This window comes from Cytobacillus massiliigabonensis (genome assembly GCF_900199725.1).
Lineage (GTDB): Bacteria > Bacillota > Bacilli > Bacillales > Cytobacillaceae > Cytobacillus > Cytobacillus massiliigabonensis.
Genome location: NZ_LT904902.1, coordinates 346,352 through 369,392, shown reverse-complemented (window position 1 = coordinate 369,392; position 23,041 = coordinate 346,352). Strand labels below are relative to the sequence as shown.

The following is a 23,041-nucleotide window of genomic DNA, read 5'->3' as shown; positions in this document are numbered from 1 at the left end:
AAATGCCGGGTACCTCTATTTCATTTATAAATTCATAGATAATTGCGTTTTATTGGCAGGGTTTTATCTGAATTTGTAGAAGTAGTCAATGACGCTGAACCCAGTAGGAGGGGAAAATCATGACCTTGAATAATGGAAATTTATCGAAAGGCTTTGATCGAACAATAAAAAAAAATAATATAAATGAGAAAATAAACAAGGATTTATATAAGGATTTATTTATTGAGGCACTAGAAGGAATTGTATTTTGGTCCGCAAATGGAAAGATTGTTCAGGTAAATGAAGCAGCATGCCGGATATTTGAAAGCAGCAAAGATGAACTATTAACGAAGAATCTTAAGGATTTTGTCTACCCGAAAAATTCTAACTTTATGAGGATAGTGAATCAGCTTTTGGAAAGGGGATCGATACGGGATGAGCTTGATTTTTTAATGCCGAATGGGCAAATAAAGTCACTAGAGTTTACAGCTAAGCTTAACTCAGTAGATGGCTATCATATGACTATTTTTCGCAATGTAACCGATCGACATCAAATGGAAAAAGAACTGCGTGAGAGTGAATTGAAATTCCGTAAAGTATTTGAGGAAGCTCTAGAAGGAATGATACTATGGAACGAAAAATATGAAGTGGTTGATATTAATCAAGTTGGGATGAGTATACTTCATCTGCCAGGGAAATCTTTAATTGGTCAATCTATCATTCAAATCATTGAAGATTTTAATGTAAATAAAGAGGAATTGTATCATCATTCTGAAAATGTAAGGAAAAACGGCTATGCAAATGGCGTTCTCCAAATAAACGTAACATCTGATCGGAAAATTTACATTGAATTCTCAGCCAAACATAATGTTTTTTCGAAGCTAAGCTTAATCTCCTTTAAGGATATTACCGAAAAGCTTGAAATGGAAGAACAGCTCAAAAAGTCAGATACATTAAGTGTTGTTGGAGAACTTGCTGCTGGAATTGCACATGAAATCCGTAATCCGATGACTGCCCTTAAAGGATTTATTCAATTATTAGAGGATAGCATCCAAGAGGACCACTCGATGTATTTTAATATTATTTCTTCTGAACTTAAGAGAATCGATTCAATTATTAATGAATTTTTGATCCTAGCCAAACCTCAAGCAGTTAAATTTATCAGAAAAAATATAATTGAAATTATGAAAGAGACGGTTGAATTTTTAAATGCTCAAGCTGTGTTACATAATGTACAAATTCAGACCTACTTTGAAAAGGAACTACCTTTAATCTTTTGCGAGCCGAATCAAATGAAAAAGGTATTTATCAATTTAATTAAAAATGCAATTGAGGTGATGCCAAAAGGAGGAATAATAACCGTATTAATGGAGTCAGCATCAGATCAAAGCATTCATATCTCAATAAGGGATGAAGGAGCTGGAATCCCCAGTGATAAAATTAAAAAGCTAGGTCAGCCTTTTTTTACAACAAAGGAAAAAGGAACTGGATTAGGATTAATGGTTACATATAAAATTATTGAAGAACATAAGGGATCCATAGTAGTAGAAAGTGAATTGGGGGTTGGGAGCGTATTCCATATCTATTTACCATGTTAAAACGAAAAAAGTGACTGAAGAAACATCCAGAAAATTGTTGTTCTATGTCAGAATATCCGTTATTTTCACGTGGAAATATGTCGAAAAAATTAATTCGTTAAGAAGATTGTCTAATTTTGCGAATCTATTTACATTTATTCAAATTCTTGTAATAATGCTTCAAGTAGAATAATTTTGTAGAGATAGAGAACAGGATTGGATGGGGGAAAAAGATGGGGGAGAAGGGGCAAAAAATATTAACCCAAATTCAGGAAAAGAGAGAAAGAATGATTGATTCTGCCAAAAAGCATGGATATACAAGCGAATACACCATTCGCTGCAGTGAGGAGCTTGATCAATTAATTTTTGAATATCAGCAGCAAAAACAAAGTGATAAGAAACAGAAGAAAAAGATTAAATTTTCCTTAAAGCTGCTGATAACAGCCTGGCGAGAGAAATTAATAGAAGGGAAGTATCAAGCTCATTCATAAATTAATAAATGAACTCCGTCTGCTTTCCCAAAAAAATCCCTAAGCCGTAAGTGATACGGCTTAGGGATTTTTTTATCTGATCATACCTTTTTTAGAAGATGTCAATTAGCAATATCATGAATAGCAGTCCGACTATAAATGAATAAGTAGAGGTTCTTTCATTCCCATCCCCATGACTTTCAGGAATTAATTCTTTATAAACGATAAAAAGCATGGCACCTGCAGCAAATGATAATCCATATGGAACTAGAAAATCCACATAAGCAGTTAGATAGAAGCCTAATAATCCAGTTACAATTTCAATTGCACCTGTCAAGGTTGCAATAATAAATGCTTTAAATTTATTAATCTTTTGGTTAACTAAAAATAATGCAACGAGAAAACCTTCTGGGGCATTCTGGAGCCCGATGGCAAAAGCAATTAAATTACCTGTGTCCTGTACACTTGAAGCATAGCTGACCCCTACAGACAAACCCTCTGGAATATTATGAAGCGTAATTGCGGAAATAATAAGCATCGCTTTCTCATCAAATTCAATCCCTTTTTTCGAATGCTGAAGATCAATATGAGGTATATTCTTTTCTAGCAGAGTTAGAGTCAATACTCCTAGAAATATGCCAACTGAAAGCTGAAGGAATCCGCCATTATTCAGGGCTTCAGGTATAAGCCCCATTGTTGAGGCAGCCATCATGATCCCTGCAGTAAAGGCTAATAATATATCCCGCCACCGGTGAGTAACGGAATCAGACATAAAAAGAATAATTAAAGCGCCAAGACCTGTTGAAAGGGCTGAGAGAACGCTGCCAATGATTACATCACTCATTTTTTTCCCTCATTTCTATTTGTAAGATAATTATAAGAGTGAAAACCTTAAGAGACAATTAATAAATTCATTTTTGGAGCAAAAAGAATGGTAATATGTGATTTTTATCATAGTGACTTCTATGTTTTCCTAATAGAATATAACAATAAATGAAATACTTCCCAGAAATAAAACCATGATGGTTTAACTCCAATACATCCATTGTTTTTTCCACAAACATAATTTATTTTATACAGAATCTAATAATGGGTTCATATAAAATCTTCACAATTCCTTTTTAGTATTCTCAAACACCAAGAGAAAAACCCATTTCTGCTAGTCTATCTATATTTATGTTTATAGATGAAAAACTTGAAAACTTTTCAAGTTTTCTCATGAAATTAATGGATCAGTCTTTTTATTAATTGTTAGTACTATGCGTGTGTTGCGTAACATATATCGTAATACACAGTAATTTTACATATAAGTAAGCGTTTTCAAAAAGGCGGTGTTTGCTTGGATATAAACGGTTAATAAAATGGGGCATCTATTCAATCACCATCAGTTAAAGGCATATTGGGAGGGAGAAAAATAATGCATATTGTTGTCTGTGTCAAGCAAGTACCAGATACAAAGATTATTAAAATTAACCCAAAGACAAACACTCTTGATCGAAGAAGCGCACCAGCGATATTAAATCCTTATGATGCACATGCAGTACAAGAGGCAGTAAAAATAAAAAAAATGGTTGGTAAAGGGACAATTTCAGTCCTATCAATGGGACCGCCTCAAGCCACTGCTGTCATCAAAAAAAGCATTGAAATTGGTGCAGACGAAGGATATTTAATTTCCGACCGGGCATTTGCGGGGGCCGATACTTTAGCAACAAGCTATGCTTTGTCGAAAGCACTTGAAAGAATAGCAAAAGAAAAACCTGTTGATCTAGTTATATGCGGGCTTCATGCGATTGATGGAGATACGGGGCAGGTCGGTCCAGGTATTGCAAGGAGAATGGATATTCCACCCGTTACAAATGTTATCGAGTTCATAGAATTAAATGAAAAAGAAAAAACGATTCTATTAAAGAGAAAACTAGCAAATGGCTATCAATTAATACAGGCAGACTATCCATGCCTTATGACGGTTGGAAAAGAAATAAATGAGATTGAATACTCTCCGATGCCAAATATGATTAAAGCAGCTAGGTACGAGCCAATTATTTGGTCGGTTAATGATCTTGAAAATGTTAATCGGCCGCAATTAGGACTAAAAGGCTCTCCAACAATTGTCGGAAAAATGTTCACTCCTCCTAAACCCGAAGGCGGGAAGAGACTAGAAGGAAATTCTGAAGAACAAGTTAGCCAGTTAATGGAATTGCTTCAGGATAAAATGGAACTATTCTTTACAGCACGATAATGGAAACATTTCTATAAAGGAGGGGTCTGCATGATTGAGGAATACCGAGGGGTTTGGGTATTCATTGAGCAAAACGAGGGAGAGATTGAAGGAGTCTCCTTAGAACTATTAGGAGCAGGCAGGAAGCTTGCTGATAAGCTGGAAGTTGCCTTGGCTGGAGTTTTATTAGGTGAGAATGTGAAGCCGCTTTGTTCTGAAATTATTGCACATGGGGCAGATGAGGTATATGTAGTAGATCATCCTGTTATGAAGGATTACCGTACAGAGTCCTATATGAAGGGAATCATGCTGCTTGCTGAAAAATATAAGCCAGAGATTTTTCTTTATGGTGCCACTCCGAATGGCAAAGACCTTGCCAGTGCAGTTGCGACTGATTTAAGCACAGGACTAACTGCAGATACAACCATGCTTGATGTTGATTTAGAAAAGAGATTGTTAGAAGCAAGCCGTCCAGCATTTGGCGGAAATATCATGGCAACAATTTTATGTAAGAAGCATCGTCCTCAAATGGCTACAGTAAGACCAAAGGTAATGAAGGCACTTGAGCGGGATGCAAGTAGAACAGGGAAAATAATTGAGGAAGAAATAGATCTAAAAGAAGAGGATATGCGCACAAAAGTGCTGAAAATTGTGAAGGATGTCACAAAAAAGGCAAGTTTAGCTGATGCACATGTAGTTGTTGCTGGCGGGAAAGGAATGGGAGACATCCAGGGGTTTCAGCTTATTCATGAATTAGCAGAAATAATGGGGGCAAGTGTGGGAGGAACAAGGGATGTAGTGGAGGCAGGATGGCTACCTCACGAGCTTCAGGTTGGGCAAACTGGAGAGACGATAACTCCAAAAATCTATTTTGCCATCGGTATTTCTGGGGCAATCCAGCATGTTGTTGGTATGAAAAACTCAGAATTCATTATTGCCATTAATAAAGATCCTAATGCCCCGATATTTGATGTGGCTACTTATGGGATCGTTGGCGATGCAATGGAGATCATTCCTAAGTTGATTGAACAATTCAAGGAGTTGCGTAAAGAAAAGGGCGGTGAAGTAAGTTATGTCTGAGAAATTTGATGTCATCGTTGTAGGTGCTGGCCCGGCTGGAACTTCCTGTGCTTATACCTGTGCAAAAAGTGGATTAAAGGTCCTGCAGATTGAAAGAGGTGAGTATCCAGGCAGTAAGAATGTGATGGGGGGAGTTTTATATAGACAGCAGATGGAAGAAATCATTCCAGATTTTTGGAAAGAAGCTCCGCTTGAGAGGCCAGTTGTAGAGCAAAGATTTTGGATGATGGATAAAGAATCGGTTGTTACCTTTGGCTATAAAGGTCTTGAATGGGGTGTGGAGCCATATAATAACTTCACAGTATTGCGTGCACCTTTTGATCAATGGTTTGCAAAGAAAGGGATTGAGCAAGGCGTACTCTTAATTACTGAAACAGTAGTTCTTGAATGTATAGTGGAAAATGGGAAAGTAATTGGTGTAAGAACAGATCGCCCGGATGGTGAAGTATATGCAGATGTAGTCGTCCTCGCTGATGGGGTCAATTCACTTCTTGGAAAGCAGCTTGGTTACCATAATGAGTTCCGTCCAGATGAAGTAGCCTTAACTGTAATGGAAGTGATAAACCTGCCCAAGGAAAAAATCAATGACCGATTTAATTTAGAGGATAACCAAGGCTGTACGATTGAGCTCTTTGGAGATTCAACGAAAGGAAATCTTGGTACAGCCTTTATTTATACAAATAAAGAGAGTATAAATATCGGTGTTGGAACAACACTTTCAAGCATGATAAAAGCAAAATTAAAGCCATATGATTTATTAGATTATTTAAAGACTCATGCCATGATTAAGCCATTTCTTGAAGGTGGAGAATCAGCTGAATATTTAGCTCATCTAATACCTGAAGGTGGATATCATTCTGTCCCTAAGGTCGCAGGTGATGGTGTTTTATTAGTAGGGGATGCGGCACAGCTAGTCAATGCTATCCATAGAGAAGGTTCTAATATGGCTATGGCATCTGGAAAAATGGCTGCTGAAACGATTATTGAAGCGAAAAGCCGTAATGATTTTAGTGAATCAAGTTTAAATCTTTATAGGGAAAAATTGTATGATAGTTTTATAATTAAAGATCTTGAAAAATATAAAGACGCAGCCCATACATTTGAAACTCACCCACAATACTTTAAAGAGTATGTGCCGATGATGAATCGTGCAGCAAGTAAATTTTTTACTGTTGATGGGACGCCCAAGAGGGAGAAGCAAAAACAAATTATGCGCAGCATAACAGGCGAAAGAGGTACTTTAAAGGTTCTTCAAGATATGTATCGTGCATGGAAGGCGGTGAAATAATGTCGACAAAAACGATTGAGGAAAAACAGTATTTAATTCGTTTTAAGGCAGATAAGAAATCACATTTAACCGTATTGGATCATGACGTGTGCATGACGCAATGTCCTGATAAGCTTTGCACGATCTTCTGTCCTGCTGAAGTGTATAAGTGGGAAGGATTAAGAATGCAGGTTGGCTATGAAGGCTGTCATGAATGCGGAAGCTGCAGGATTGGCTGTCCATATCAAAATATAAAATGGGAATATCCAAAGGGCGGACATGGAATAGTTTTTAGGCTAGCATAAAAACAAGGAAATCAGATAAATTAAAGGAGCATTCACATTGGTGTGGATGCTCCTTTAATTTATCATTTTAACTATCGATCTTACGATAAATCTGACTAAAAAATAAAGAGGTTCCGCTATATCTATGCCAATGTCAATGATATCTAATTTTTTCATTTTCTTTTTTGCTGACTTCTTTCGACCTCTAAACTTCATAAAGCAATTCCCTCCTTATCTAGTCGTACGGATTAGAAAATGGAAAAGTTCCATTGCTTTTTGGTTATTGCTCATTTTTTATGAGGGATAATGTAAGAAAAGTACATTCTATATGTATGTTATTTCACAAAAATAGCTAAAAAGAGGAAAGCTTAAGTAGAAAGGGAAGGGTTTTAACTTACATCTTCTTTATTTTTTGAAGTAAATAACTGACCGTTCTTTCCGGTACGTTCCAATTCATTTGCATGTTCATAAGCTTGATGAATACAATGGTAAATGGAGGATGTATAGCATGAGGCATTCCATGAAAAGCTTCCATTAGAATCGGATGGATAGATTGAAACAATCCAGGTGTAAAATTCATTTTCTATATCTTTTAGCTGCCCTTCAAGAGCAATAAGCCAATGAGTAGGTATTAAATGGTTATTTCCTGAGATTTCTTTAAAATGATAAAGGTCATTTAATCCAATTGGAATTAAAGCTTTTTGGTAAAAATCCCTATAGTTAGCCACATTCATTTTCTTCCCCCCTTCATTTAAAAAATGGATTTAACTTACTTTATTATATGTTAATTAGCGTCAATATTTCGATTAATATGTTAAAATTTTTCGAAAAATTAATTTAGGATAATAAAAATGAAGGAGGTTTATCATTTTCAAATTTGAAGGCTGTCTAGCTGCACGCCTAGCGCCTATCGGACTTCCCTCCCCTGAGATAAGTCAACAACGAATGGCTATCTCTTTTCGTGTTTCCTTTATCTCGTAGGGGTCAGTCCATACGGCGCTGATCAAGGCGTTTCCGCTTTTCTTAAGAATTCCATTCATTTACCTTTTGATCAGATGGAAGAAGAAGGGTAAGCAATCCTAATAATGGCAAGAAACCAGTCAAAATCATTGTGTTTGAAATACCGATAATATCAGCTAAATATCCTATGACAATAGATCCGATTGCTCCCATTCCAAATGCAAGTCCAACCGTTAAGCCTGCCATTGTACCGATCTTTCCTGGAACAAGCTCCTGAGCATATACAACCGTGACTGAAAAGCTTGACATTAATATAAAGCCTGTTAGTAAAAGAAGACAAAACGCAGCGATTGGTGGAACAAATGGAATTAGAATCGTTAACGGAGCTGAAATGATCATTGATAGGAAAATGATAACCTTCTTTCCAAAGCGGTCAGCCAATGGACCGCCAAAAAAAGTCCCCAGTGCACCTGCGACGAGAAAAGTAAAGAGAAAAATCTGAGATTGTTTGATTGAAAATGAATACGTCTCAATTGTGTAAAAGGCATAATAATTTGTCATCCCAGATATATACCAAGAACGTGCAAAGATTAAGAAGAGGATTAATATTAATGCAAACCATACTGCATTTGAAATCCCTTTTTTACTTGTACTTTCTTTTTTGCTTGTCTTTTTTTGCAGTACATTTTGAGACTCTAGACTTTTTGCATACCAAAAAGCAATATATAGAAGCAGACCAACTGCGGCAGCAGCAACAGCTGTGAACCAGGCTGCACCAATTTGCCCTAAAGGAACGAGTATTAATGCAGTAATTAGTGGAGCCATTGCTTGCCCGCTGTTTCCGCCCACTTGGTATATGGATTGTGCCAAGCCTCTGCGTGAACCGGCTGCTAAATAGGCAACTCTTGAACCTTCAGGATGGAAAATAGCAGAACCAAGACCAATGAAAAGTACGGAGACAACAATCCATTCAAAACTTGGTGAAAGCGCAAGGCCCAATACACCAAACATTGTAAAGGTTAAACCAATCGGCAATGCAAATGGCATAGGTTTCTTATCTGTCATCATTCCAATGATCGGCTGTAGAAGGGAAGAGACCATATTTAGCGCAAATGCGATCATTCCAAGCTGAGTAAAGGATAGCCCCATTGACTTTTCCAATATTGGAAACATGGCAGGAATAATTGCCTGAATAGAATCATTTAAAAGATGACAAACACCAATGATAAATAATATTTTGTATGATGTTTCATGATTTTGTGCCATAGTCCGGGCAATGGCTGCTGTGTTACTCATATTTCAGGACTCCTTTTTGAAAAATTTTGGGTCTCTAAATATATATAATACAAGATTTCTATTGTTTTCAATATAATTTTGAATACTAAATCATCAAATGCAGAATAACTGCTTATAAATTTAATAATAGAAGAAGAGCCAATAAGCTTGGCTCTTCTTCTATTATAAATCCTGTTTTTGGAGTGGTAAAAAGATATCAACATGAGTTCCCTTATTTACTTTGCTTGTCAGGTGGATTTCTCCTCCAAATGACTGGATAATTCTTTTGCAAACGACTAGTCCAAGCCCAGTTCCAAACTCCTTGGAAGTGTAGAATGGCTGAAAGATTTTTTCAAGCGCTTCATCAGGAATCCCCATACCAGTGTCGGTTATTTTAATATGGCACTTATTCGGTAGCTCGATCAGCTTGATCGTTAACAGTCCCCCAGCCCCCATCGATTCAAAAGCATTCTTTGTTATGTTTAGCAACACCTGCTTCAATTGATCTTTTGTGCAATCAATAAGGAGCGGCATATCTGGAATAATTGATTGGTATTTAATATTGTTTAAATTTGCTTCAGAAATGATTAAAGGTTCTATACCTAAAATGATTTTTCGCAGATCCATAATTTCAGTTTTTTGTGCAGTAGGCTTTCCTAAAATAAGGAATTCACTAACAATTTCATTAATACGGTTAATTTCATCATTAATAACAGAGAAGTAGTATTGGTCTTGCTCATTGGTATATTTTTCACTTAAAAGTTGAACAAGCCCTTTAATTCCTGTAAGCGGATTTCGGATTTCATGTGCTGTACTTGCTGCTAATGTTCCAACAAGTTCAAGCTTTTGAAGTTCATTTTCTTTTTTCTCTTTTGCTGTTTGCCTTTTAAGCATTAAATATTTGATAAAAAGAAATAGAATATGAAACCCAATAATGATTTGAATAATGACCAAAATTGCATTTTTTATTAGTTCATTCATGTTTCGTTGAGGAATTTCAACTTTAATATTCCAAGGGACTCTATCTATTGGGATTGAAATCGAGCGATCGTTGGATAGTTCACCAGATCCATTCATATTAATATCCATGATCACGGTCCCATTTGGATTTGTTACTGAAAGCTTTGTGTCAGGAGTTAGGACCCTCATTATATTTTGTACATAATCTATTCTCAAGTGTGCAATCAAAATGGACACTACTTGGCCGCTTCTGTCTAAAACCGGTTTCCCGATCCCAATAACTTTTTGACCGTTTATTAGCGTTTCCTGATGATCAGAGATTATGAGATCCTTTGTGCGATTAATTTCCTTGATGTATTCATTTTCAGATAAATTCGCATTTTGTAAAAAGGGATTTGAGCCAGTAATAACTGTACCTTTCGGATCAAGTAAATAGATCCCTCCATATCGTGAGTCCTTCCAATGTGTTTTGAGCAGAAGCGGTTGGAGTTTTTCGGGCGTTTTTGCAACAGTTTCTGCAGTTAAAGCGAGAATATCTAAAGATGTAACGGTTTCTGAAATAAATTGATCCCAGCTTTTTTGATGAATGGATGCAACCCAGCGTGCTTGCTCTTTCCGTTCATGGTTATCTTTATCAATTGCTTCATTAAAGTAATATAATAGACTGATAAGGATTGGAACGATAACAATGATAATGTATAAAAAGAAATTATGATTATGTCTTTTCATGTAATGACCTCATATTGTAAGTTTACTACCAGTATAGTATATCATTAATAAGAATTTTTCGTTTTATTTTATCAATATATTGAAAAAAAACAGTGACTTTTAAAAAAAGGATAATAAATTGACATGTGCTCCTTGTTTTCTTATAATTTATTTAGAATTCAAGATAATTTAATTGATCATTATTATAATAAAAAGGATTTGGATAAAGATGAGTTCTGAACAAGTCAACCAGTCATTAAAATTATTTATTGTGCTGTCACGTGCCTATCGTGCAGTAAATGAAAATGTTAACAAGCTTATTCAAACATATGGATTGAATCCAACTGAATTTGCAGTTATGGAGCTTCTTTACCATAAGGGAGATCAGCCCCTCCAGCAAATTGGCGGTAAAATTTTGTTAGCAAGCGGAAGCATTACGTACGTAGTTGATAAGCTTGAACAAAAGGGTTTGTTAAAAAGAGTGGCCTGTCCAAAAGATAGACGCGTCACCTATGCCCAAATTACAGAGAAGGGCAAGTCTTTTATTGAGGATGTATTTCCGGATCATGCTAAGCAGATTGATACGCTTATGTCTGAGCTTTCGAAGAATGAGAAGGAATCAGCAATTACCATTCTAAAAAAGCTGGGATTATCTCAGTCAAGCTTTGAATAATTATTAGTGTGAAACACGGCTCAATGATAGCCGTGTTTTTAATTTTGATAATTTATCAGCTTATTAGCAGGAAAATATTAACGGCTGTCGAAATGCTTTAAGTGGATTCTTAATTCGTGTAAATAAGGGGGCATTAGAATGAGTTTTATCAATTATACATATAGTCGTCCAAATATGGATGAGATCAGCAGTCAATTTGAAGCAGCGATTAAGAAATTTTCTGAAGCGGCATCAGCAGATGAACAAAATCAAGTGATGAAGGAAATCAACGATATTAGGAATGACGTTGGGACAATGTTCAATCTTTGTTATATTCGCCATTCAATTGATACGAATGATGAATTTTATAAAGCAGAACAGGATTATATGGATGAAATACAGCCTGTAATTGAAGGGTTTGTTACTAAGTATGCTGAAGAACTGATTAAGTCTAAATTTCGCTCGGAGTTAGAGGAGAAGTGGGGAACTCAATTATTTGCATTAGCTGAAGCACAATTAAAGGCTTTCTCACCAGAGATTGTGCCTCTCCTTCAAAAGGAAAATAAACTTTCCTCTGACTATACGAAATTAATTGCCTCAGCAAAAATTGATTTTGAAGGGGAAGAACGTACGCTTGCCCAAATGGAGCCATTTGCAGAATCTACTGACCGTGATGTAAGAAAGAGAGCCAATGAGGCTCGCTTCGGGTTTTTAGCTGAAAATGAGAATGAGCTTGACCGAATTTATGATGAGCTAGTAAAAGTCCGTACGGATATTGCACAAAAGCTTGGGTATGATAATTTTGTTGAGCTGGCTTACTTGCGTATGATGCGCACGGATTATGATGCTTCCATGGTTGCGAAGTTCCGCGATCAAGTGAAAGAATTTATTGTGCCAATGGCGTCAGCTCTTAAAGAACGTCAAAGAGAGCGTATCGGTTTAGACAAGCTGAAATATTATGATGAAGCCTTTAACTTTAAAACTGGGAATGCTGTTCCAAAAGGGAGCCCGGAGTGGATTGTTGAAAATGGGCAAACCATGTATGATGAGCTTTCTAAAGAAACTGGTGAATTTTTCTCCTATATGAGAGAAGAACAATTAATGGATCTTGTTGCGAAAAAGGGGAAAGCTGGCGGGGGCTATTGTACGTATATTGAAAATTACAAAGCACCATTTATTTTCTCTAACTTTAATGGGACTTCTGGAGACATTGATGTTCTTACTCATGAAGCAGGACATGCCTTCCAGGTCTATTCCAGCCGTCATTACGAAATCCCTGAATATAATTGGCCAACGTACGAAGCATGTGAAATTCATTCAATGAGCATGGAATTCTTTACATGGCCATGGATGGAAAAGTTCTTTAAAGAAGATACAGAGAAGTATAAATTTTCTCATTTAAGCAGTGCATTGCTATTTCTTCCATACGGGGTAGCTGTGGATGAATTCCAGCATTGGGTATATGAAAATCATACGGCTACACCATCTGAAAGAAAGGCTGCATGGCGTGAAATTGAGAAGAAATACATGCCTCATAAAGATTATGATGGCAATGAATATTTGGAAAATGGCGGCTTCTGGCAGCGACAAGCACATATTTATAATTCACCTTTTTATTATATTGATTACACGCTCGCCCAAATTTGTGCCTTCCAATTTTGGAAGCGTTCAAGAGATAATCAGGAAGAGGCGTGGAAAGATTATGTTCACCTTTGCAGTTTAGGCGGCAGCAAAGCTTTTACAGGCCTTGTAAAAGAAGCAAACTTAATTTCTCCATTTGAAGAGGGCTGTGTTGAGTCAGTTGTTGGGGTTATTGAAGGCTGGTTAAACTCGGTAGATGATAAAGAATTATAAAAAAGAAGGTCTGGGAGTAATCCCAGACCTTCTTACTTATATATATGCTTATGGCAGTAACTGAATTTTTATTTCATCATTCTGAAGAATGGCTTGAAGCGGTTGTTCACCATGATGATCGATAATATAATCAGCTAATTTATCCTCTAATTGATCTTGAAGGACTCTTCTTAATGGACGAGCCCCAAAGGCAGGGTGATATCCAAGCTCAGCTAGTTTTTCCTTCACATTGTCTGAAACCGAAAGCTGAATATTTTGTTCATCCAATGATCCTTGAAGTTCTTTAAGCATCAGTTCGACAATCTCTAGTAAATGTTCCTTTTCAAGTGATTTAAACTCGATAATGCTATCAAATCGGTTTAAGAATTCTGGTTTAAAGAAGTTTCCTAAAGAGTCTAAAATACTTGCTTCTTTCATTGCTTCATTATTCATCGTAAATCCGACATGTATTTCCTTGTGCTGAACACCCGCGTTGCTTGTCATAATAATGACAGAATCTTTAAAGCTGACTGTTCGTCCTTGGCTATCCGTCAATCGTCCATCCTCAAGAATTTGCAAGAACATGTGCTGAACATCTGGATGCGCCTTTTCAATTTCATCTAGCAGAATAATGCTATAAGGATTACGGCGAACCTTTTCTGTCAATTGCCCAGCCTCTTCATGTCCAACATATCCTGGCGGTGAACCAATGATTTTAGAAACACTATGCTTTTCCATATACTCACTCATATCGAGGCGAATCATGGCATCTTTTGATCCAAATAGTTCTTCTGCAAGTGTTTTTGTCAGCTCAGTTTTCCCGACACCTGTTGGACCAACAAACAGGAAGGATCCAATCGGACGATTTTTCGCTTTTAAACCAGCACGGCTTCTGCGGATTGCCTTTGTAACTTTCTGAACCGCTTCTTGCTGGCCAATTACCTTTTGTGACAAGTTAGCTTCTAGATTTTTCATTTTCGCTTGCTCGTCTTTCATGAGCTTGCCAACTGGAATTCCAGTCTTCTTTTCAATGATTTCCTGAATGTGTCTGACTTCAACAACTGGTCGTGAGGAATGCTCTTTTTTGTTTAAGGCTTTCTCGAGCTTTATTTCTTCTTCGCGAAGTTTCGCTGCTTCCTCGTATTTTTCTTCTTTTAAGACAATCTCTTTTTGTCTATTGATTTCCTTTAATCGTTTTTCAATTTGATCGGATGGTGCAGTGTCAGAATGTAGATTTAGCTTAGAGCCTGCCTCATCCATTAGATCAATTGCTTTATCAGGAAGGAACCGATCCTGAATATAGCGGCTGGATAATTGGACACATGCACGAATGGCCTCATCTGTAAATGAAACTTCATGATAATCTTCGTATTTAGTTTGAAGACCTTTAAGGATGTTTATGGCTTCAATTTCCGTTGGCTCCTGTACGTGAACTGGCTGGAATCGGCGCTCAAGAGCAGGATCCTTCTCAATTTGGCGATATTCCTTTAAGGTAGTTGCCCCAACGACTTGAAGCTCTCCTCTTGCTAAAGCAGGCTTAAGAATATTTCCGGCATCCATTGATCCTTCAGCAGAGCCTGCTCCAACTAATAGATGAATTTCGTCAATAAATAGAATAATATTCTTTCTTTCCTGTAATTCACTAATTAATTGTTTCATTCTTTCTTCAAATTGTCCGCGAATACCTGTATTTGCAACAAGGGAAGCGACATCAAGCAAAAAAACTTCCTTGTTCAAAAGTTTTTTTGGCACTTTTCCTTCTGAAATAAGCAGAGCAAGTCCTTCTGCAATGGCCGTTTTCCCGACACCAGGTTCCCCAATTAATACAGGATTATTTTTATTTCGTCTATTTAATATTTCAATTACACGACCCACTTCTTCATTTCGCCCTATAACAGAATCAATTAAGCCTGCACCTGCTAGCTGTGTTAAGTTTCGTCCAAATTGATCAATAAATCCTCCGGAGCGATTATTGTTCCTTTTATTTTCCGTTGAACGCTGATTTTCTATTGAACCGTGAGAAGGCATCATATGTTGAAAGAAATGTTCAAATGGCATTTGATTGAAATTTGAAAAGCCGCTCAAATTAGAACCAAAGGAGGTTCCAATCTTAGTTTTTTCTTCTTGATAGCAGCTTTGGCAAAGAATTAGATTGTTTTCATTTCCGTTCATATTTACTTTAAGTTTGATAGTAGCTTCGTTTTGCTGACATTTTTGACAAAGCATGTTGAAAATCCTCCTATATTATTTGACTTTGACTATATTTGACCTTATGTCCTTATTATACTTTGACCTTTATTGACTTTCAAGTATTTTATATTGGAAATGATTTCAAAATAAAAAACCTCGTCTTAGTTTGTCCACATGTTCATATATTGGTTGGGAAGGAGGAGATACTAGTGAAAACAAACTGGGGTGCAGCCTGTCAAATTGCTGCCGTTTATGTTGGGACGGTAGTAGGGGCGGGATTTGCAACTGGTCGAGAAATTGTCGAATTTTTTTCTCGGTTTGGATTTATCGGTTTCATTTCAATTTTAATGAGCGGTTATATATTTATTTTTCTCGGTTCAAAGGGAATGCGAATCGCAGCCCGTATTCAAGCAACATCTTATCAGGAATTAAATGAATATTTATTTGGAAGGCTTTTTGGTTCAATTATAAATATACTCATGCTTCTGATGCTGTTAGGTGTTTGTGCAGTTATGCTAGCTGGAGCAGGTGCAGTATTTGAAGAGCAATTAGGTCTTACAAAGAATCTTGGAATATTTTTAACGATTGGCTTATCCATCATTGTTATGGTTGTTGGAATTAAAGGTTTATTTGCTGTTAATACATTTGTTGTACCAATGATGATTGCCTTTAGTTTTTTTCTTATGTTTTTTTCTATGAAGCTTCCTAATTTTACTGACCAGTTATTATTTATTCCATTTGCTGAAGATGGCTGGAAAGCAGTTGTTGCCCCATTTTCCTACGCAGCTCTTAATTTAACATTGGCCCAAGCCGTTTTAGTGCCAGTAGCAGCAGAAATAAAGGATGACCAGACGATAAAGTGGGGAGGAATCCTCGGCGGGGGGGCATTAACGATCATTCTCATGTCAAGTCATATGACATTAGTGATGCTCCCGAATCTTGAAAGCTATGATATTCCGATGGGAGTTATAATGAGAACGGCTGCATCTTCATTTTTCTGGATTTATGTATTAATTATTTATGGGGAGATATTTACATCGGTTATTGGAAATGTGTTTGGGGTTGAACGGCAGGTAAGAAAGTTTATATCTATTCCGAGTATTTTCACGGTTACGATTATATTTGTCATTTGCTATTTCATTAGTTTTATTAATTATGGGACATTACTATCTTATCTGTATCCTCTTTTTGGTTATATAAGCATTATATTTATTGTATTATTATGGATGAAGCCTTTTGAAGAAAATAAAGACCCGAAATAGTTAGGGTCTTTTATTTACCTTATTCAGCTTTACCAGCGACAATTGTCTTGCCCATTTGCAGAAAAGCATCCTTGTAATCTGAATCTTTTTTCGAAAAAATTGTTAATTTAAAAGGCTGATCTACGTTTTTAATCATATATGCTGTAACAACATCATCATTTACTGAAGCTTCCATTGCAATTGAATCCTTAAAGAAATCTTCACTTGGTGCATCAATTGATACTACATTCTCATTGACTGCAGTTAGTTGTGCTTTTGTGTTTTCAACAATTGAATCCCACTCTGTGTCAGTTGGGAGCATTTCAATTCTCATAAATACTTGACCATCTTCGGCTAAATACAAGCTATCTTTATTAGGCTCCTCTGCAGTTAATTCATATTCAGGAAGCACATATAGTGAATAATTCTGATTATCACTTTCCTTTAGAAAAGCTGTTTCTTCTTTCGTTTCGCCGTTCATCTGGTATTGAAGCTTTTGTTCAGGGTTTCTAGAACTTTCATTTTCAATTTTTTCTTCTGAGTCTAATTCAGTATCTTTCATTTCCTCTGCTTCATTATTATTTGTTGCTTCATTTTCATTTTGCTCTACCTGTTCAACGTCTTCGGATGGGGTAGCTCCATTTGATTCACTATTTTTATCCTCACTCGTACCGCATCCAGCAAGAATGACACCTAACATACCTGCTAAAAGAGCCCATTTTGCAATTATTTTCATTTTGTTTACCTCCCGTTGTGACAATTCATTCTTTCAAAGGACTAGATTTTAAATATAACGTTAGTGTTACAATACTTGTCCCCCTTTGATTCATACATTAACATTCCTGCATTTATACAGGCAACCTATTTTCATAAATAAGTACTAATAGAACGGAAAAATGAGAAATAATAGTAAATCAAATAGTAAGTGGGAAACAATTACGAGAGGCATACTCTTCTTCCATGAATATAAAAAGCCCCAATAGATCCCAGCAATGAAAGCCGCGAATGCGAGTATCCAGTGTGCAGAATATAAATGAACAGACGCATAAAGAATAGAAGATATGAAAACACCAGCCGGAATTGATGTGAATTTCAATATTCTTTTTTGGACAAAACCTCGCCAAAAAATTTCTTCTCCTGGAACAGCTATTAATATGAGAACGATGTAATGCCAAAGCATGGTTGGTGAGTATCTTCCATATAATTTGGAAATTTCTTTTGAATAGGGAAGGTTTAGCAGTTCAATCAAGCTGTTCCCAACCCAAAATATACCGAAAAGCAGGATTCCAGATAAGGCCCCATAAAAAATATAGGAAAAAAATGATAATTGATCGTCTACTTCTTCATTTAAAATGGAATAGCTTATTAAAAATAAAAGCGACGCTGTGAAAATATACCAAAATACAGCTTTGTCTTGAAAAGTAAAATACATTAATACATGTGCTAATAGTAACCCGATTATAAGTCGAAAATCGGTTGTAAGTTTCTTCAACCGTACAAACCCCTTTCTAATACTCCTCATTTATGAGGAAAAAAACACTGTTTTCAATAATAACATACCTATTTTAACAAAAAAAAAAGTTGAAATGGAAGGGAAAAGGTTATTCGTGAAATTTCCAAAATTAAAAGAGACGAAAATTGTTCATCCTATAAAAGAAAGGGGTGAGAATGTGACGAGAAATAAGCGTGAGAAAGAGCGAGCCTGGACAGTAAGAAAGCAGGAACAAAACCCTCACGGGAAGGTGAAATCACTGAAAGAGCTTTCTCGTGATGATAAGGACTAAAGTATATAAAAAATAAAAAGCAGCGGTATGCTGCTTTTTATTATATAATTGTATGCGTTTTCAAACATTAACTCAAAGGACCTTCTTTAATAACCTTATAGTTTTTATGATTAACGACAGTTCGTTGTTCTAGCTCAAGATCGCGGTAATTATCCATATAGGACAAATCGACAATAACAGAATTTTCGTTTACCTTCTCGACAATTCCTTGTAGACCTTCACGAAATTCAATTACGTTGCCAACCTCTGCTCTCTTCAAATGCCTCTCTCCTTTTCATATTTAATTCAAAAAATGATTACTAACAGTTTGCACTAATTTTGTTCGTTCGTAAAGAATAATGTGTTTTTTTGGACTACTTTTCAAAATCCAGACAAGATTTTCCTTGGATTTTCAAAGCAGAGGGGTTACATGTTAGTAAAAGTACGATAAAATGAAGAATATAAAAGAATGTAAAGGTGTATAGAAAATGAAGGAAGAACACATACAAGAAGTATTGGATAAAATAAAGAACGGTGAACTGACGGAATACTATGTATCGAAGGAGGATTTTCTACCTGTTCGAAATGTGCTTGTTAAACGAGCAGATTTTAAAAACTTCAGGGGAATCGCTAAAAGGGGAGGAGATGTCCTCTATAGATATATGGAAACACCGCGCAGTTAATTTGCTGTATGAATGGAAAAGACACTTGGGCTATGCTTCAAGTGTCTTTTTCGTATGGGAAAAACACACAAGCCGTTTGAGTCTAAATGGGATATATGACACATATTCTTTACTATTGTATGACATTTGGAGGGAGGGGGTAGGAGTAAAATGGGAATTAAACTGATAAAAATTTCATCTGTCTATTTTGCAATCGGTGTATTACTTGGCTATTTTATGTCTACTTCACATTCTTATGTTTTAAAAGGTGTCCATGTTCACATTAATCTGCTCGGGTGGATAGCACTCACATTGGCAGGAATTCTTTATTATTTGTTCCCATCCCTAGCAGCATCGAAGCTTTGCAAATGGCACTTTTGGCTTCATAACATTGGTCTGCCGATAATGATGTTATCTTTAGCTATCATGATTTTTACAGGGATTGAAGCATTGACTGTTGGCACAGCAATTGGGGCGACATTAACATGCTTAGGAGTATTGATCTTTGTATGGAACATATTGAAGAATTTAAAAGGAGAGCACCTAGGATTATTTATCCAGGTGTTCTCCTTTTTTTTCCATTCAATTATATTTTTAATTTTCAAAATAGATGAAAATACTATATATTAATGATAGTGGAAAAATAATCCTACTAGGAGGCACTATGAAAGATTTAGAAAATCTTCAAGCGGAAATTAGGAAGGTAATGATAGGAAAGGAAAAAGAGGTAGAACTTTTTGTTATTTCATTATTATTTAACGGTCACATTTTAATGGAGAGTGTCCCTGGAACTGGAAAAACAATGCTGGCTAAAACATTTGCGAACACAATAAATGGGGTATTTTCAAGAATTCAGTTTACACCAGATGTATTGCCAAGTGATGTAACCGGCATCCAATTTTTTAATCCGAAGAAACAGGAATTTGAATTTAAATCCGGTCCAATTATTGCTAATATTGTCCTTGCAGATGAAATAAACCGGGCTACTCCAAGAACACAATCGAGTTTGCTTGAGGTAATGGAAGAAAAGCAAGTGACGATTGATGGGCATACGATCCCTGTTTCTGATCCATTTATGGTAATAGCGACGCAAAATCCGGTTGAATCACAACAAGGGACATTTCCACTGCCGATCGCACAAATGGATCGTTTCTTTATGAGACTGACGATGAAGTATCCAAGTATTGAGGAAGAAAGGGCAATACTCAAAACTGCAAGGGAGGAAAATCATGCGAGAGAAGTGGCAGCAATAATAACAAGTGCAGACATTGAAAGAATGAGAAAGCAAGTAAAAGAAATTAACGTAAATGATGAGGTTGAATCCTATCTTCTGCAAATTGTAAGAAAGACGAGAGAGCATTCTTCTATTGAATTAGGTGTCAGTCCGCGAGGAACATTAGCTTTAATGAAGGCAGCTCAGGGCAAGGCATTTTTACAAGGACGGACATATGTGATTCCAAATGATATTAAAGAGATGATTCCATATGTTTTAAGCCATAGGATTTTCTTAACAACTGAAGGGTCGCTGACAAAAACGACTGAAAAGGTGCTTGAAGAAGTCATTGAAGCGATTCCAGTTCCAGTTGAAGCAGGAGCATAAGAATGGAATGGAAAAAATATTCAGTAGAAGATAATACTTTATCGATTACAGGGATATTGGCCACCTTTTTATTCTTTGCCAGCTTCTATTTTCAGTCTTGGCTAGTGTTCTTAACAGCTGTAACGATATTGATTTTCATCTTTGCTAATTCATTATATTTAAAGTATGTAGGCGAGCATCTTCACTTTGAAAATACCTTAGAGAGAAATAAATTTTTCCCGGAAGAAAAAGGCGAGTGGGAGTTAACCTTTGCAAATAAAGGGTTCCCAATTATGAAAGGAAATTTACGTATATATTTTGATGATATAGTTATTCCAATAGATGGAAATGGGGAGAAGAGGTCTAACCAATTTGAGTTAAACATCCCTTTTTCTCTAAATTATAATCAAATTCGGACGCTTAAAATTCCTTTTAAAACTAGAAAAAGAGGAGTCGCGAAGATAAGACGAATGGAATGGCATATCCCCCATTTTTTCGGTCTAGGGGAAACGGTTTTGGAATATAAAAGTTTAATAGTAAAAGAGGCACTCATTTATCCATTGCCAATTACAGTCAAGAATACACGCACATTTCTTTCAGCTCGCCCAGGGGAGTCATATGTTTCTCATTCTTTATATGAGGATTATTTATTGCCTGCTGGTACAAGAAATTATGTTTATTCTGATAGTTTTAATAGAATCAATTGGAAAGCAAGCGCAAGGATGCAGACATTGCAGACGAAAATTTTTGACCGAGTAGCTGATGTAGGTTGGCATTTATCGCTGAACATAGCAGATAATCACGCAGTCACTCCAAAGCTAGAGCAATTATTAAGCAGTGTGACCGAATTAGCCTATTTTTGTGCGAAGCACAATATCCCATATTCGCTCTGTATTAATATGAGGTTTGCCGGCGCCATTCCTTTTTACTATATTCCTGCTGGTTCAGGTAAGGAACAGCTGCAAAAGGTACTTGAAGCTCTAGCGATAGTTGATCAGCATCCATCCATTTTACCGTATGAAAAAATGCTTTCCTTTTATCATCATCACCTGACCCCACAGCCTTATTTTATTCACGGAGGCAGGCAATCACCCCGTTCGGAGGAATTAATCAACTTCATACAAAAAAATGGAGCAACCATTTTAGAGATTAATCTTGATGGCTCGGATGCGGCGCTTATGCTAAGGCAGGCTCCAGTGAATAAAGGGGTGGGGACATGATAAAGAGCGGCTGGAATGTGATGTATTTGCTCATTATTGAAATAATTTTCGGTGCACTTGTTATCTTTCCATTTTACTCTTTATACGGAAAAAAAGTACCGCTACTATTCTATTTTATTATTATGATTACTAGCTGCCTGCTCTTTCTCTTTTTATTAGAAAAGTTTAAAGAAAGAGGAAAGCAGTTATATTTTGTTCTTTTAATTCCTGCTATTTTAATTGTCGGGCATGTTCTTGGATTTTCCATCATCTTCAGTATTCTTGTTAGTTTTTTTGTATTTTGGCGGACGATATCTCATGTAAGTGAACAAGATAAACAAAATGAAGGAAATTGGCTCTTATTTTCTATTCTTCTAGGGATTCTGATGCTTTTCTTTACAGGTGTTTCTTCTCCTGCAAATATGGCTGCCATTGGCGGATTGATGATTGCCCAAGTTTTATTTATCATTATTGGGGGATTTCTAAGACGTTGGCTTGATGTGGATGAGAAAACAAATAATAAAAAGCATTTTTTTCTTCCGTTCTTATCAGTACTCTTTATAATTGGAACAGTCGGAATGATTCTTGCAGGTGGAATGAATGCGATTAAAGCACTGTTTTTTTCATTGCTAAATATAGGGGTTCATATTATAACTTTCATTACGAAGCCCTTCTTTAACTGGGCAGAATCTCAAGACTGGTCGAAAAAGATTGCCAATCTGACTGACAATGAAAAACTAGAAGAAAATGCTGAAACAGAAAATGAGCTGGGTGAACTTGGGCAAAATACATTTCTAGATCCTACAGTTATTGGGACAATTCTTTTTATTGCTATTCTTTTATTTTCCTTTTTCTACATTTATAGAAGAAAGAATAAGGTTCTTGGCAATGGGGAAACGAACCCAGTAGCTGTTTTATTAACTGAGAGTTCTTTTATAAAAGAAAAGGCGGTAATTTTTCGAAAAGGGAAGAGAATTCCGCCAACTGATCCAATTCGAAAAGAAATATTTGCTTTTGAACATTTTGCACAAAAGCTTCATATGGGCAGACAGCCATTCGAGTCCTTATCAGAGTGGCTAAATCGAATCGGAATCATGGATTCAAGTGATATCATTTCCGTTTATGAAAAAGTAAGGTATGGCGG

General features: G+C 36.3%; 22 protein-coding genes and 1 pseudogene. 15 read left to right on the top strand and 8 right to left on the bottom strand.

From position 1 onward, the window contains the following. The first annotated feature begins 119 nt into the window (after nt 1-119). Nucleotides 120-1,577, top strand: coding sequence for a PAS domain-containing sensor histidine kinase (locus C1726_RS02195; RefSeq protein ID WP_102271659.1), 1,458 nt, complete (start codon nt 120-122; stop codon nt 1,575-1,577). Nucleotides 1,578-1,789: 212 nt separating this feature from the next. Continuing rightward, nucleotides 1,790-2,047: an aspartyl-phosphate phosphatase Spo0E family protein gene (locus C1726_RS02190; RefSeq protein WP_102271658.1), complete on the top strand. Its 258-nt coding sequence runs from the start codon at nt 1,790-1,792 to the stop codon at nt 2,045-2,047. Nucleotides 2,048-2,138: 91 nt separating this feature from the next. Here C1726_RS02190 and C1726_RS02185 read toward each other — a convergent pair whose 3' ends face one another. Further along, entirely contained in the window at nt 2,139-2,870 is a 732-nt protein-coding gene (locus tag C1726_RS02185; protein WP_102271657.1) for a ZIP family metal transporter, read from the bottom strand. A gap of 573 nt (nt 2,871-3,443) precedes the next feature. Here C1726_RS02185 and C1726_RS02180 point away from each other — a divergent pair. Genes C1726_RS02180 through C1726_RS02165 form a run of 4 tightly spaced genes read left to right on the top strand, consistent with a single transcriptional unit; the run spans nt 3,444 to nt 6,896 of the window. Continuing rightward, nucleotides 3,444-4,265 (top strand): electron transfer flavoprotein subunit beta/FixA family protein, encoded by an 822-nt coding sequence (locus C1726_RS02180; RefSeq protein WP_102271656.1) that lies wholly within the window; start codon nt 3,444-3,446, stop codon nt 4,263-4,265. A gap of 30 nt (nt 4,266-4,295) precedes the next feature. Then, nucleotides 4,296-5,324 carry an electron transfer flavoprotein subunit alpha/FixB family protein gene (locus C1726_RS02175; RefSeq protein WP_102271655.1) on the top strand — a complete coding sequence of 343 codons (1,029 nt, stop codon included), beginning with the start codon at nt 4,296-4,298 and terminating at the stop codon, nt 5,322-5,324. Beyond that, a complete protein-coding gene (locus tag C1726_RS02170; RefSeq protein ID WP_102271654.1) occupies nt 5,317-6,612 on the top strand; it encodes an FAD-dependent oxidoreductase in 1,296 nt (431 codons plus the stop codon). Before C1726_RS02175 ends, C1726_RS02170 begins: the two co-directional genes overlap by 8 nt. Then, a complete protein-coding gene (locus C1726_RS02165; RefSeq protein ID WP_102271653.1) occupies nt 6,612-6,896 on the top strand; it encodes a ferredoxin family protein in 285 nt (94 codons plus the stop codon). The genes C1726_RS02170 and C1726_RS02165 overlap by 1 nt, the downstream gene beginning before the upstream one ends. 368 nt (nt 6,897-7,264) lie before the next feature. Here the strand turns inward: C1726_RS02165 and C1726_RS02160 are convergent, their stop codons facing one another. From C1726_RS02160 to C1726_RS02150, 3 genes are all read right to left on the bottom strand, one after another. Next, nucleotides 7,265-7,609, bottom strand: a complete 345-nt coding sequence (locus tag C1726_RS02160) for a hypothetical protein (RefSeq protein ID WP_102271652.1) — start codon at nt 7,607-7,609, stop codon at nt 7,265-7,267. A 289-nt stretch (nt 7,610-7,898) separates the two neighbouring features. After that, nucleotides 7,899-9,131 (bottom strand): MFS transporter, encoded by a 1,233-nt coding sequence (locus tag C1726_RS02155; protein ID WP_102271651.1) that lies wholly within the window; start codon nt 9,129-9,131, stop codon nt 7,899-7,901. Between the two features lie 162 nt (nt 9,132-9,293). After that, nucleotides 9,294-10,799 (bottom strand): PAS domain-containing sensor histidine kinase, encoded by a 1,506-nt coding sequence (locus C1726_RS02150; protein ID WP_102271650.1) that lies wholly within the window; start codon nt 10,797-10,799, stop codon nt 9,294-9,296. Nucleotides 10,800-11,007: 208 nt separating this feature from the next. Here C1726_RS02150 and C1726_RS02145 point away from each other — a divergent pair, with 208 nt between their 5' ends. Next, nucleotides 11,008-11,451, top strand: coding sequence for a MarR family winged helix-turn-helix transcriptional regulator (locus tag C1726_RS02145; protein ID WP_102271649.1), 444 nt, complete (start codon nt 11,008-11,010; stop codon nt 11,449-11,451). A gap of 138 nt (nt 11,452-11,589) precedes the next feature. After that, nucleotides 11,590-13,284, top strand: a complete 1,695-nt coding sequence (locus C1726_RS02140; protein WP_102271648.1) for a M3 family oligoendopeptidase — start codon at nt 11,590-11,592, stop codon at nt 13,282-13,284. Between the two features lie 48 nt (nt 13,285-13,332). Here the strand turns inward: C1726_RS02140 and C1726_RS02135 are convergent, their stop codons facing one another. Further along, the gene (locus C1726_RS02135; protein ID WP_102271647.1) at nt 13,333-15,489 is read right to left on the bottom strand and encodes an ATP-dependent Clp protease ATP-binding subunit; all 2,157 of its coding nucleotides are present in this window, start codon (nt 15,487-15,489) and stop codon (nt 13,333-13,335) included. A gap of 173 nt (nt 15,490-15,662) precedes the next feature. Here C1726_RS02135 and C1726_RS02130 point away from each other — a divergent pair, with 173 nt between their 5' ends. Next, nucleotides 15,663-16,715 carry a YkvI family membrane protein gene (locus C1726_RS02130; RefSeq protein WP_102271646.1) on the top strand — a complete coding sequence of 351 codons (1,053 nt, stop codon included), beginning with the start codon at nt 15,663-15,665 and terminating at the stop codon, nt 16,713-16,715. Between the two features lie 19 nt (nt 16,716-16,734). Here C1726_RS02130 and C1726_RS02125 read toward each other — a convergent pair whose 3' ends face one another. Continuing rightward, nucleotides 16,735-17,430, bottom strand: coding sequence for a hypothetical protein (locus C1726_RS02125; RefSeq protein WP_102271645.1), 696 nt, complete (start codon nt 17,428-17,430; stop codon nt 16,735-16,737). 144 nt (nt 17,431-17,574) lie between these two features. After that, complete coding sequence (locus tag C1726_RS02120; protein ID WP_102271644.1) at nt 17,575-18,186, bottom strand: CPBP family intramembrane glutamic endopeptidase; 612 nt, start codon at nt 18,184-18,186, stop codon at nt 17,575-17,577. 178 nt (nt 18,187-18,364) lie between these two features. On the opposite strand from C1726_RS02120, the gene C1726_RS26475 reads away from it, so the two are divergent. Continuing rightward, a complete protein-coding gene (locus C1726_RS26475; RefSeq protein ID WP_235822713.1) occupies nt 18,365-18,478 on the top strand; it encodes a DUF6254 family protein in 114 nt (37 codons plus the stop codon). A gap of 67 nt (nt 18,479-18,545) precedes the next feature. Here C1726_RS26475 and C1726_RS02115 read toward each other — a convergent pair whose 3' ends face one another. Then, nucleotides 18,546-18,737 carry a YkvS family protein gene (locus C1726_RS02115; protein WP_102271643.1) on the bottom strand — a complete coding sequence of 64 codons (192 nt, stop codon included), beginning with the start codon at nt 18,735-18,737 and terminating at the stop codon, nt 18,546-18,548. 208 nt (nt 18,738-18,945) lie between these two features. On the opposite strand from C1726_RS02115, the gene C1726_RS02110 reads away from it, so the two are divergent. The 5 genes and pseudogenes from C1726_RS02110 to C1726_RS26020 all read left to right on the top strand — a co-directional run. Beyond that, complete coding sequence (locus C1726_RS02110; protein ID WP_102271642.1) at nt 18,946-19,140, top strand: hypothetical protein; 195 nt, start codon at nt 18,946-18,948, stop codon at nt 19,138-19,140. 150 nt (nt 19,141-19,290) lie between these two features. Further along, nucleotides 19,291-19,653 (top strand): annotated as a pseudogene (locus tag C1726_RS02105) (cytochrome-c oxidase); the annotation flags it as partial. Between the two features lie 130 nt (nt 19,654-19,783). Then, nucleotides 19,784-20,719 carry an AAA family ATPase gene (locus tag C1726_RS02100; RefSeq protein ID WP_102271641.1) on the top strand — a complete coding sequence of 312 codons (936 nt, stop codon included), beginning with the start codon at nt 19,784-19,786 and terminating at the stop codon, nt 20,717-20,719. A 2-nt stretch (nt 20,720-20,721) separates the two neighbouring features. Then, complete coding sequence (locus C1726_RS02095; RefSeq protein WP_102271640.1) at nt 20,722-21,918, top strand: DUF58 domain-containing protein; 1,197 nt, start codon at nt 20,722-20,724, stop codon at nt 21,916-21,918. Next, on the top strand, nt 21,915-23,041 hold a 1,127-nt coding region (locus C1726_RS26020), incomplete at its 3' end, for a hypothetical protein (protein ID WP_102271639.1). The genes C1726_RS02095 and C1726_RS26020, both read left to right, overlap by 4 nt.